Annotated in this window: 10 protein-coding genes; 8 read left to right on the top strand and 2 right to left on the bottom strand. The window is 47.7% G+C overall.

Going from position 1 to position 12842, the window contains the following annotated elements; all coding sequences use genetic code 11:
• Positions 1 to 26: 26 nt before the first annotated feature.
• Together KVT36_RS24180 and KVT36_RS24175 are read right to left on the bottom strand one after the other, a co-directional pair.
• Positions 27 to 2219 carry a hypothetical protein gene (locus KVT36_RS24180; protein ID WP_217606029.1) on the bottom strand — a complete coding sequence of 731 codons (2193 nt, stop codon included), beginning with the start codon at positions 2217 to 2219 and terminating at the stop codon, positions 27 to 29.
• Between the two features lie 415 nt (positions 2220 to 2634).
• Complete coding sequence (locus tag KVT36_RS24175) at positions 2635 to 3897, bottom strand: phospholipid carrier-dependent glycosyltransferase (RefSeq protein ID WP_217606028.1); 1263 nt, start codon at positions 3895 to 3897, stop codon at positions 2635 to 2637.
• Between the two features lie 458 nt (positions 3898 to 4355).
• Between KVT36_RS24175 and KVT36_RS24170 the strand changes: the two genes are divergently transcribed.
• The 8 genes from KVT36_RS24170 to KVT36_RS24135 are packed head-to-tail and all read left to right on the top strand — an operon-like array spanning position 4356 to position 12801.
• Complete coding sequence (locus KVT36_RS24170) at positions 4356 to 4748, top strand: response regulator (protein ID WP_217606027.1); 393 nt, start codon at positions 4356 to 4358, stop codon at positions 4746 to 4748.
• 36 nt (positions 4749 to 4784) lie between these two features.
• Entirely contained in the window at positions 4785 to 5945 is a 1161-nt protein-coding gene (locus KVT36_RS24165; protein WP_217606026.1) for a sugar transferase, read from the top strand.
• A complete protein-coding gene (locus KVT36_RS24160; protein ID WP_217606025.1) occupies positions 5945 to 7156 on the top strand; it encodes a glycosyltransferase family 2 protein in 1212 nt (403 codons plus the stop codon). Before KVT36_RS24165 ends, KVT36_RS24160 begins: the two co-directional genes overlap by 1 nt.
• A 16-nt stretch (positions 7157 to 7172) precedes the next feature.
• On the top strand, positions 7173 to 8054 hold the full coding sequence (locus KVT36_RS24155) for a glycosyltransferase family 2 protein (RefSeq protein WP_254640176.1): 882 nt from the start codon (positions 7173 to 7175) through the stop codon (positions 8052 to 8054).
• Positions 8055 to 8106: 52 nt separating this feature from the next.
• The gene (gene asnB, locus KVT36_RS24150) at positions 8107 to 10005 is read left to right on the top strand and encodes an asparagine synthase (glutamine-hydrolyzing) (RefSeq protein ID WP_217606023.1); all 1899 of its coding nucleotides are present in this window, start codon (positions 8107 to 8109) and stop codon (positions 10003 to 10005) included.
• Positions 10005 to 11129, top strand: a complete 1125-nt coding sequence (locus KVT36_RS24145; protein WP_217606022.1) for a glycosyltransferase family 4 protein — start codon at positions 10005 to 10007, stop codon at positions 11127 to 11129. The genes asnB and KVT36_RS24145 overlap by 1 nt, the downstream gene beginning before the upstream one ends.
• Before the next feature lie 59 nt (positions 11130 to 11188).
• Positions 11189 to 11947: a bifunctional 2-polyprenyl-6-hydroxyphenol methylase/3-demethylubiquinol 3-O-methyltransferase UbiG gene (locus tag KVT36_RS24140; protein WP_217606021.1), complete on the top strand. Its 759-nt coding sequence runs from the start codon at positions 11189 to 11191 to the stop codon at positions 11945 to 11947.
• The gene (locus KVT36_RS24135; protein ID WP_217606020.1) at positions 11932 to 12801 is read left to right on the top strand and encodes a beta-1,6-N-acetylglucosaminyltransferase; all 870 of its coding nucleotides are present in this window, start codon (positions 11932 to 11934) and stop codon (positions 12799 to 12801) included. The genes KVT36_RS24140 and KVT36_RS24135 overlap by 16 nt, the downstream gene beginning before the upstream one ends.
• The last annotated feature ends 41 nt before the right edge of the window (positions 12802 to 12842 follow it).

Raw genomic sequence — 12842 nt, 5'->3', positions numbered from 1 at the left:
CTGTTGTTGTTGTTGTTTTCAGACAACTACAATTCCAAGAAGTCATCATTTACATTATTTAGCACTGCCCCCAATAATTTACCATTCATGCTCTGCAGGAATTGTATGGATTCCTTATCATTCTGCTTCAATGATACCCTGGAGGAAAATATAGCTATTACACCTTCTACATAGTGTACCAGCTCTTTACTGTCTGTATAATCATTCAGCGGGGCGCCTTCCAGCAGCACAAAATCATAATACCCTTTCAGCTGCGGCAGGTAGTTCAGCAGGTGGTTGCGGGGCAATATCTCAGACGGCGTATAGTCGCCGCCTTTACAACCGATCACTTCTATCCCTTCTACGGAATAGGTGGTAACAATTTCCCTTACTTTTTCAATGCTCACTTCTTCCGGGGCCATGGAAAAGGTTTCCAGCGTAGGTTTGGCCTGCAGCGCTACGGTAAGGTCATTGTTACAGAAATTGGTGTCAATGATCAGTACCCGTTTGTTGCTCAGGCTCAGGCTATAGGCCAGGGCCTGCACCAGCGTGGTTTTACCCTGCTGGGATTCTGTGCTGGTAAAGAGGAAAATGGATTTGTTACTGCTCTCAACCTCATACCGGAGCTTGCGAAGCAGCTCCCGGAACGTGTTCTGCCTTTTGCGGGAAGCGTCATCGTCCGAGATCTGCTTTTGCAAAACTTCCGGAATGCTGTACCTGTGCAGGTCAGCATGGTTAATAGTACTGATCAGCTTCAGATCCACATGCCTTTCAAACACAGAGGGAGATTTAATAGAGTTATCAAAGAACTCCATAAATAATACCCCCAGGGTGGTTAACAGGAACACGGATGCGCCGGCCATACCCATGATGATAATACGCTTGGAAGATTCCGGTTTAAATGCAGGCTGGCCTTTCAGCGTTTGCCTGAAATCATCCGGGGGCGCAAGACGGCTGTCCAGTGCCGTGTTGAGCTTTTCTTTCAGCTTATTATACTCTTCCTGGGCAAGGTCAACTTCTTTCTGTAAGGTGCTTACAGTAGCTTCTTTATTAGCATAGGACCCTACGGAGCCCCGCAGGGAACCAATCTTATTTTGCAGGCTGGCTATGTTCAGCGTGGATGCTTTTATATCAGCTTCCAGCGATGCTTTTTTCTGTATCAGCTCATCTTTGCTTACGGTTTTACCGGTAGCCACGGAGGAGCTGGACATTAGTCTTTGCAGCTGTGCGCGTTGTGTCTTTATCTTATCAGCCAGGTCCGCGTCAGTGCTGCCGCCGCGCTGGTATTCATCATTACTCTGGTTCAGCTGTTTGCGCAGCGTTACAATCTCCGCGTTGTTATTATCATACACCGCTCTGCCCTGGTTCATTTGCGCTAACTGTTCATTCACGCTTTGCAGGGAGGAGCTGAGGTTGTTGTAGGTAGCTTTTTCATCCAGCAGCGCTTTTTCCAGCTGGCTTATAAGGCCCAGCTCATTGCCGCTGGCCGCTTCTACGTTCAGCAATCCTTCAGATGATTTATAGTTACGCAGCGCATCTATCTTCTGATCCAGCTCTGTTTTCTTCTGGTTCACCAGCGCTTCAAAGGTGCCTACATTTTCCACAGAACGTTCTGAACGCATGCTGCGGTAGTAACGGGTGAACTCGTAATACAGGGTGTTCACCACAAAGGCGGAGAGCTCCGGGTTTTCAGAACCAAAAGACATATCAATATAATCCGTACGTTGCAGGCGGCCTATATTCAGGCGTTTGCGGAGGGATTCATAATCGTACTTGCACAGCTTCATATATTCCAGCAGCTTACGCTCTTCCGGCTGGTAAGAGGTCAGCATCTGCAAAGAGTCCAGCTTATGGCGCGCCAGCTGCAAACCCGCTATCCGGTTAAACTGCAGGTACTCCGGGGTGCGGCGGTCTTTTTCCGTGAGGAAACGGAAAGGTTTGGCAGAGGTAAGGTCGTGTATCAGCAGCTGGTAGGAAAGAAGGCTGATAACGGTAGGGGAGTTGATGGTTTCAACAACGTTGTTAAACTTTACATCCGCTTCAAACAGGTTCACATTATTTTCATCGCGCAGCTTAATATCATCGTTAATAGTAAAGCCGGTCGATATCTGGGCGTTGGACACATACAGCTTTGCACGGTCCATGGTGAAAACAAACGAAAGCACAATGGCCACTATCGTACTGATAATGATCCACCATTTCTTTTTAAGTAGTGCTTTCACAAAATATATTACATCCATATCAATTATTATTTTTTATCAATTATGCCACCTTAAAAAATCCGGCAAAACCCGGACCCCTGCGGCAAATCATACGATACCCGTTTAGTTAAATGCATGAACATGACGCATGTAGTCATGCAACCAGAAATTCAAAGGAATGGTAAATAAGAAAGTAGCGATCGGTTTATAGCCGTACTACGTGTGGTTTTTGTGTTAGGATAAGGCGAAAGAAAGATAAGATTTGCTACACCTGTGCCACTTTGGGAAAAACAGTACATAATACTGTAGTAATAAATAGCACGTTAAAGGCGTACCCGGTTTCGAGCGCTAAATTAATCCGCAGATCATAAACTACCTAATTTTTTTGGGTGAATTAGATATTTTAATTAGGGAAAGCTTGTTTTCGGGGCTTTATAGTTAATTTTTAAAGCATTTAATGAAAAAGAAAATATGTTTCCAGCGATAACAGACCAATTACCATTCCTGCTACCGTCCTTAACACCTTGCTGTAAGTAAGCTTATCATACCCCAGTAACAGCAGCACAAAGAAGGGCGCTGCCTGCGCTACATAGCGGGAGCTGAACAGGTGCGTAACCTTAAAGCTGGTAGCCAGCATCAGCATAGCTGAGGCTAAAAGGAACAGGAAAAAAGGTTCTGTACGGTGTTCCCAGGCCCGCCATGCAGAGCATATTACAAAGTAAATGGCCACCACTGTCAGTGCAGGCGCCATAATAAAAGGGTATAGCTGCATAAGGGCAGCCGGTAGTATTTTTTCCATGGCTACACTTAGCGGGCCATACTCCCAGCGTACAAGGGTTATGTTCAGCAGCAGCAGCACTGCATAACCGCCCAGCATATATAGTATAACCCGTTTTCTGAAATAGAACCAGCCCGGCGCCAGTAAAAAGGTGATCAGCGCGCCATAGGCAAAGGCCAGCATGCCATGTTCCGCATCCAGCCCGCCTGCAGCAGTAAAAGCCTGCTGCGGAGGGGTGAGCCCTTTCCATATATAAAATACCGGTAAGCACATGCCTAATGCCACGCTGCAGTAAATGATCAGCAGCAGCCAGCGGCCGGTGCTGCGGAAATTATTGATCAGCAAGGCGCCGGCTGCCGGCACCATGATCAGGAAAGGGGAGCGGCCCAGGATAGCCATGCCCAGCGCAAACCCTGCCAGTAAAGCCATAAACAGGCTTACAAGCAAAGCGCTTTCCTGCCTTTGCAGCGCAAACCATAATAACAGAATAGACAGGGTGGCAAAGAACATGGGCGGTATTTCCGTTAAGGCCATACCGGAAACCGTCCACACCATAGGTACGGCCATTACGGTAAGCGCCAGTATAAAGGCCTGCTTCCTGCCGGCAGTATGTATGCGCGTGATCAGTGCGGTGAGCACCAGGATCATTAACCCCAGTAAAGCGGTATTTACCAGCCGTATACCCGGTGTTTGCAAATGGGTAATGCAACGCAACGGGTAGTGGATAAACTGGTATAAGGGGCCGGGCGCCTGTTGATTTATGTTAAGCAGGAACTCTTTTGAAAGCCCGTATTGTTCAAATAAGTACACATTGGGGATAAAAAGGGGCTCGTCGTACAGGGGTGGTTGTTTGTGGTAAATGGTAAGCAGCACCAGGAACACGTATCCCGTAACTCCTAATAGTAGTAATAAAGTCGCAGGTACAGGCAGTTTTTTCATGAAGAAGATTCGAGGTAAAGTGAGGCAATAAATTTACAGTACTTCGCTCCATAATAACAAATTTTTGAAGTAATTTTTGTTTCTTAACTCGTTTACCATCATTTTTAACGCATTCACCCGCCAAAACAAACCGTTTACGAAATATCGATTATGGAATGATTCAAGTATTATATTTTTACATCCGTTCGGACATTGTTCCATTTTCTCTTTATGAAAACAGTTGCACCGAATTTGGCAAATATGCGTACTTTAGAGTTAATATTTATTGAGGAGACCTACTAAGTTGTATAGTTAATCCTTTTCTAATCGACCATAATATCCCCTGAAAAACTACCGTACATTTTCAGTTCATCTTTGACCACATCCAATTTAAAGCCTTCTTTATGCCTATGGCACAGCTGTGTTTTGTTACGTAGGTGTTTGGTTTAACAATGAATTATTGAAAAAGAAGGTAGTAAATGAAAAAGAAAGTTTTAATAATAGACGACAGCAAGCCAATAAGATTATTGTTGGATGCAATCCTTGGTAAGCATTACACTGTAATGACCGCCCAGGATGGATTGGAAGCAATGGCCTGGCTTTCGAAGGGGAATGCGGCAGATGTGATCATCACAGACCTTCACATGCCTAATATAGACGGGTGGGAATTATTGGAACACCTGTCCGGCAGCTACCTTTATAAAGATATACCGGTTATGGTACTTTCCGGAGAAGTACTCAATACAGAGCCAACTGCAATTGCCGCCCGTTTTGATAATGTACGGGTAGTAATGCAAAAGCCCTTTGATCCCGTAGTGTTACTTGAAAAAGTAGCACACATGCTGAACGGTCAGCTTACGGTGTCGATATAAGATTAATCCCTTACCCATTATTAACTGTAATAAAATATGGAGACGACGATTACACCTAGTTTTTCAACGACTGCCACTGTTGTCAGGAGTAGCAATACTGGTAAACAGCACAATCCGATCTACCGGCAAATCACCGATGAGAAGATCGCGTTGTTCATTGGTCACTCTTATGTGGATGTACCCCAGGAAACCCCCAACTTCAAGTACCTCGTAGCAGAGCACATTGAAGATGCACAGCAGGCCATAGACCAGCTGCTGAACGTGTATCGCAAAATACCGGCGGTGATCATTTACCGTTTTAACAGTTCTTACGAAACAGATCTGGCAAACTGGGAAGCGTACTTTGAAGAGCACCAGGTGCTCAGCGCCATCCCGTTCTTCCTGTACACAGATCAATTGTCTGCGCCCCTGAAATCATTAGTTAAAAAACACAACTTTATTGACGAGATCATTACACGGGAATGCCTGGTTAGCCGCCTGGCAGAAAAAGTGAACTTCGTAAGCAAGTTCAAACGCATGCACCTGTTTGCCGACAAAACGCCCGAAACATCTATCGTGGCTACTTCCGGCAAACATATCAACCACCTGCTGAAACGTATTTTCGACGTAGCAGTGGCTGGCGCCTTACTGGTGCTGCTGGCCCCCGTGTTCCTGCTCATAGCCATACTCATCAGGCTGGAATCCAAAGGACCGGTATTCTATTCCTCCCCCCGGGCAGGTAAGAACTACCGCATGTTCCGTTTTCATAAGTTCAGGACCATGGTACAGAATGCAGACAAACAGCTGCAGCTGTTAAAGGACCGGAACCAGTATAACACTAATGAAAATGGCCCCGTATTCCTGAAGTTCTCCAATGATCCCCGGATCACCCGCCTTGGTAAATTTTTGCGGAACACCAGCCTCGACGAGCTGCCGCAGCTGTTTAACGTGCTGGTAGGGGATATGTCACTGGTAGGTAACCGCCCGCTGCCTTTATATGAAGCAGCGTCCTTAACTACCGATGCGTGGGCAGAACGTTTCCTGGCGCCTGCAGGCATCACCGGCCTGTGGCAGATCAGCAAACGCGGTAAAAAAGATATGTCAGTGGAAGAGCGTATCAGCCTGGATATTAACTATGCAAACAAACATTCGTTTGTATATGATATGTGGCTGATGGTGAATACGCCGTTCGCTATGGTACAAAAAGATAACGTATAATGATAGCCGTTATTGAAGTAATTTTATTTTCCTACTTAGCCGGATGCATTTTATTTAACCTGGTACTCTCTGTAGCAGGACGGTTGCAGCGTAAAAAAACTATGCCGCCCCCGGAAGCAGGTCTTTATGCCCGTGTGGCCATACTGATCCCTGCTTATAAAGAAGATAGCATTATCCTGTCTACGGTAGAAAGTTATGCCCGGCTCAACTATCCCGCCGGTATGTATGAAGTGGTAGTGATAGCCGATTCCCTGCAGCCTGATACCTTAACGCAGCTAAGCCGTGCAGGCGCTACCGTTATGCCGGTGTCGTTCGAGAAAAGCACCAAGGCCAAATCCCTTAACGCTGCATTTGCACAGCTGCCGGAAGATGCCTATGACCTGGCGCTGATCTGCGATGCAGATAACATACTCACGCCTGATTTCCTGTTAAAGGTGAACAGCGCTTTCCAAAACGGGGAGTATGCCATACAAACACAAAGAGTAGCTAAGAACTTAAATACGCCTTTTGCCGTACTGGATGCAGCCAATGAGATCATTGCAAACCACCTGTACCGCAAGGGGGCAAATGCCTTAGGCCTTTCATCCTCAGTTATCGGTAGCGGCATGGCCTTTCATTATCCGCTCATTAAAGGTATAATGCAGGAAATTGAGGCTATTGGCGGGTTTGATAAAGTGCTGCAGTTAATGGTGGTATCAAAGGGCCATGCCATTTATTACCTGGAAGATGCGCAGGTATTTGACGAGAAAGTAGAGCAGCCTGAGGCATTTGAAAATCAGCGCCGCCGCTGGTTATCCAGTCAGCTGGTGTATTTGCGCCAGTACTGGAAAAAAGGCTGGCAGCAGCTGTTCCGTGGCAATGTGGATTATTTTAACCTGGCGGTTTGCCAGAACCTTTTAATGCCACGCCTGTTACTGCTGGCATCCGTTACGGTCATTACAGTGTTCTATATTCTTTTACACCATTACCTGCTGCTGCCCGCCGTTTGGTGGGTAGCGCTGTGGGTATGTAACTGTATCAGCTTGTTACTTCCTGTACCGGTGCTGTTTTTCCGTAAATACCTGTTTTCTGCCCTGCTGGGTATGCCGCGCGCCATTTTCATAATGGGTTCGCTGCTGTTCCGCCTGAAAGGTGCCAATAACCGGTTCATTCACACCAAACACACTAAAACCGGTATAGATAATCCCTTATTAGATGTTGTCAGCAAGTAGACCAACATATTATCCCTTGGTATCCGTCATCACTGTTAATTATAACAATACAAAGGTGACCTGTGAGCTGCTGGACTCCCTGCAAAAGATCAGCTACCCCCGGCTGGAGGTAATTGTGGTAGATAATGCCTCTCAGGAAGATCCTTCCGGCATTATTAATACACAGTACCCTTCAGTGAAAGTGATCCGTAGCCAGGAGAACCGCGGTTTTGCCGGCGGCAATAACCTGGGCATACAGGCAGCACAAGGCTCTTACCTGTTCCTGGTAAATAATGATACCGAATTTACGGAAGGCTTAATAGAAGGACTGCTGGAAGTATTTACACAGTTCCCGGATGCAGGGGTGGCCAGCCCCAAATTCCATTACTTCTTTCATAAGGGTACCATTGAATATGCCGGTTACCATGCCGTTGATATGTTCACCGGCCGTAACAGCATGATAGGCTGCCATGAACCGGACCTGGGTCAGTATGACGCCATCAAAGCCACTCCCTATGCACATGGCGGCGCTATGATGATCAGCCGTGAGGCGCTGGCAAAAGTAGGCCTCATGCCGGAAGTGTACTTTTTGTATTATGAAGAATTTGACTGGTGCGAGCAGTTCCGCCGCAAAGGATATAAGATCTACTACCAGTACAAATCGCTGATCTACCACAAAGAATCTATGACAACGGGTAAGAACAGCCCGTTGAAAACATATTACATCACCAGGAACAGGATCCTGTTCATGCGCCGCAATGTACAATTGCCGGCCCGCCTGGTATTTTTACTTTATTTCATTTTTTTGACTGTACCAAAAAACACCCTCCAGTTCCTGCTGAAGCGCGAAGCAACGCACCTGAAAGCATTCTGGAGAGGTATTGCCTGGAACATGAAGAACTTGAGATACGAACTCTGAATTAATTATTAATTCACATTTCGCCGAACACTAACCGTAACACTGAACAACTATGTGTGGTATCGCAGGGTTTATTGATTTTTCCAAAAAATCCGGAACAGACATTTTGCAGCGCATGACAGATGCAATGCAGCACCGTGGCCCCAATGACTCCGGCTATGAAGTTTTTGAACATGCAGCAGCCGGCATTGGTTTCGGACAACGCCGCTTGTCTATCCTGGACCTTTCCAGCGGCGGACACCAGCCTATGCACTTCAAACATTACTCCATCATCTTCAACGGGGAAATATACAACTTCAAGGAAATAAAGAAAGAGCTGGAAAAGCTGGGTTACAGCTTCCATTCCGGTTCTGATACCGAAGTGCTGCTAAAAGGGTACGATGCCTGGAAAGAGCGCGTGCTGGACCGTTGCATTGGTATGTTTGCCTTTGTGATCTTTGACCGCCAGCAGGATGAGGTAGTTTTGTGCCGCGACCGCGCCGGCGTAAAACCCCTTTATTACTATTGGGATGGCGCCCGTCTGTTATTTGCCTCAGAGCTGAAAGCGTTGTGCGAGCATCCGCAGTTCAAAAAGGAGATAGATGTGAACAGCGTATCCCTGTTCCTGCAATACAGCTACATACCCACCCCTTATACCATTTACCAGGAAACGCGTAAGCTGAAACCCGGCCACCTGCTCACCATCCGTTTAAACCGGCAGGAGCTGCAGGAGCGGGCGTACTGGAATGTGCTGGATGCCTATAACCAGCCGCTAACTGGCCTTTCCCAGCATGAGGTGATCCAGCATACAGAAGCGCTCATGAAAAGCGCTTACAACTACCGCATGGTAGCTGATGTGCCGGTAGGCGTGTTCCTGAGCGGCGGGTATGACAGCGCCAGCGTGGCCGCTATTATACAAGCCGGCTCCGGCAGCCGTATCAAAACCTTTACCATCGGGTATAAGGAGCGCGCATTCGATGAATCGCAGGAAGCAAAAAAGATTGCCCGCCACCTGGGCACCGACCATACAGAATGGATTGTAGGCCCCAAGGATGCGCTGGAAATACTGGAGCAGCTGCCTGAAATTTATGACGAGCCGTTTGCCGATAATTCCACTGTACCAACTACCCTGGTAAGTAAGCTGGCCAGCAAACAGGTAAAAGTAGCGCTGAGCGCCGATGGCGGCGATGAGCTGTTTGCCGGCTATAATAAGTTCAATCAGTCCCTGCGTTATACCCGCTTTTCCAAAAGATTGCAGGGCGTATTAAGCCATACCATGGGGTTGATGAATCCTGAGCTGATCCCATACTTTAATAAGAAATACAACTTCGCCTCCCGCTATGAGAAAATGAAGCTGATATGGGGCGCCGGCCAGCCGCAGTATGCGCTGAAATATATCAGCCAGTACCTCACGGAAAGCGAGGTGCACCACTACATGCAGGTAAAGCCTGAAAAGTACAGGACCAACTTTGACCTGAATGGGGAGCTCACTAATATCAATGACCCGCTGAATAAGCTGCTGGCCATTGATTACAAAACCTTCCTGGTAGATAATAACCTGGTGAAGGTAGACCGTGCTACCATGAGCGTGAGCATTGAAGGCCGTGAGCCTATGCTGGACCACCGCCTGGTGGAGTTCCTGGCGCAGGTGCCGCAGTCGCTGAAGGTAAAGGATAATGTGAACAAGTACATTTTGAAGACCATTGTACATAAATACATTCCGCAGTCTTTAATGGACCGCCCCAAACGCCCGTTCATTGCACCTTTGCAGGAATGGTTCCGGGATGAGCTGAAAGAGCAGATGCAATATTACCTGGCCCCTGAAAGGTTGGCCAAAAGCGGCTTGTTTAATGCGCCGCATGTGCAGCAGCTCATGGAAAAATACATTAGCGGTGGTAAGGTAAGCCACCAGAAGCTGTGGAATATACTGGTGTTCCAGTTATGGTATAACCGTTGGATGGAGAAATTATAATGTTACCGGCAAAAAAAATACGCGTACTGCAAACCATCCGCCAGGGTAAAATTGGCGGAGGGGAAAGCCATGTGCTGGACCTGGTGGCCACGCTTAACCGTACCCGTTTTGAACCGGTAGTGCTGGCCTTTACAGACGGGCCCATGATACAGGCCCTGCAAAAAATGGGGGTGCCCGCACATGTAATAGCCAGCGAAAAAGCATTTGACATCAGTGTGTGGAAACAGGTAAAGCGTTTTTTACAACAGCAGCAAATAGATATGGTGCATGTGCACGGCACCCGCGCCAACACTAATGTGCTGTGGGCCGCACGTTCCCTGCAGCTGCCGTTGATCTATACCATTCACGGCTGGTCGTTCCATGAAGGGCTGAACCCTATGATGAAACGGGCACGCATAGCCGCAGAAAAATTTATAACCCGCAAAGCCCAGGTCAACATCTGCGTATCTGAAGCTAACCGCCAAACCGGCCTGCAGGCCTTTGGCAGCTTCCGCGCAGAGGTTATCCGGAATGGCGTGAACCTGCAGAAGTTTGATCCCGCCGTTATTTACCCGGATGTAAGAACGGCCGTGGGCATCCCGGCAGATCACCTGGTAGTAGGGTACATAGCCCGCATGACCTACCAGAAAGATCCGGTTACCATGATCCGCGCATTTGCAGCAGCAACACAACAGGTAAAGGACATTACGCTGCTGATGGTAGGCGGGGGAGAGCTGAAGCAAACAGCCATGGATACCGCGCAGGCGTTGGGTATTGCAGATAAAGTAGTGTTCCTGGATTTCCGGCAGGATGTTCCGGCTGTGCTGAAAGCTATGGATATTTACTGCCTGCCATCCTTATGGGAAGGTTTTCCTATTGGTGTGCTGGAGGCCATGGCCATGGGTAAAGCGGTAATTGCCACGGATGTGGATGGTACGCGGGAAGCCGTTACCCATGAGCAGAACGGGCTGCTGGTGCCGCCCGCTAATCCCGAAGCCTTAACCGCCGCTATGGTGCGGTTGTTGCAGGATTTTTATCTGCGTAAGCAGCTGCAGCAAAAGGCTGTTAAAACTATTCAAACTACCTACAATGTAACGGGAATGACCCGCCGCATTGAAAATATCTATGAAGCAATTAGCCTTTAGCGCTTAGTAATGGTCAATACTAACTACTAAAAGCTGATTAAAAAATAATAAAGGATACTATGACCACGATCACTTACGAATACGAACGTTTTACCGACAACAAACGACTTAAATTTATTGAGAGCTGCCTGCAGCAAGGCATTCCGGCCCAAGGCCGCGTACTGGATGTAGGCTGTGGCAATGGGGTGATAAGCCGTCACCTGGGACAGTTTGGTTATGATGTGCTGGGTATTGATATCAGCCAGAAAACAATAGACGTAGCCCGCTCAAAAAATAAGCTGCCTAATGTACATTTTGAAGCCATCAGCGCAGAAGCACTGAAGGCGCAGGGCCAGCAGTACGATGCAGTAATATGCAGCGAGGTGCTGGAACACCTGGACCAGCCGGGCATTTTGCTGGAAACAATAGCCGCCGCGCTGAAACCTGAGGGCATGCTGATAGTTACAGTACCCAATGGTAAAGGCCCGCGGGAAGTGTGTGTAACCAAGCCTATGCTGAAAGCGCGCAACAATCCTGCAATATGGGGTTTTATTAACGGTATAAAAAAAGCGCTGGGCTTTAGAGGGACCACCGTACAGTCGCAGGCCGATAACCTGGATCACGTACAGTTCTTTACCCGTAAAGACCTGCATGACCTGGCCACTGCGCACGATTTTAAGATCGTACGTTTTGCCAAAACCAATTTTGTGGAAGATGTATTTCCCTTTTCCCTGTTCACCAAACGCATTAAGTTTTTGCAGGCCCTGGATTGCCAGGTAGCAGAAATACTGCCGCTGGGTTTTACAGGTGGGTTTAATACAGTATGGAGGAAGAAATGAGGATCGCATTTATAATACTCGCACACAAACAACCGGCCCAGCTGCAACGCCTTTTACAAAGGCTGGCACACCCGGGTATTGATTGTTATGTGCATGTGGATGCAAAGTGCGGCCTGCAGGATTGGGAAGCGCCTTTATCCCTGCCGCAGGTATACACCGTGCCGGAAAGGGTAAAGGTTACCTGGGCGGGCTGGAGCATTTTGCAGGCTACGCTGAACAGTATGCAGGCCGTAATGGAAAGCGGCGAAAAATATAAGTACATTACTTTACTCAGCGCGCAGGATTATGTGTTAAAACCCGCCGGTTATATTTATGATTTTCTATGCAGCCGGCAGGAGAGCGGCCAGCAGTTCATTAACGTTATTAATGATGAAGCGCTGGCGCCCATGATGAGCAAAATGAATAACTATCATTTTGTAGAACATCATTTTCCCGGTAAGTATAAGTTTGGCCGCCTGCTTACAGCCTTGCTGCCTAAACGCCGCACACCGCTGGGCTTTAAGCTGTACTGTGGCTCCGCCTGGTGGACACTTACACCGGATTGCGTGGAGTACTGCCTGCAATTTGAAGAGCAGCATCCGGAACTGCAGCGTTATTTCAGATACACCTGGGGATCAGATGAGTTTCTGCTGCAGACCATTCTCATGAACAGCCCTTACCGCGCGCAGGTAACCGGCGATAACCTGCACTACATTGACTGGAGCGCAGGAAAAGAGCATCCTAAAACTTTTGCTACAGAAGATATGACACTGCTGCTGGCTTCCGGTAAGCTGTTTGCCCGCAAGTTTGATCTTGAAAAAAGCGCCGCTATTATGGACCTGCTGGATGAGGAAGTGGTATGGAAGGTATTATGAGCTGATGTTATTAAAAAAGCCGGATATGATCATTACTTCAT

It is taken from the genome of Chitinophaga sp. GbtcB8, assembly GCF_019091455.1.
Classification (GTDB): Bacteria; Bacteroidota; Bacteroidia; order Chitinophagales; family Chitinophagaceae; genus Chitinophaga.
Note: the sequence above shows the minus strand (reverse complement) of the source record. Positions and strands in the feature narration are given on the sequence as shown.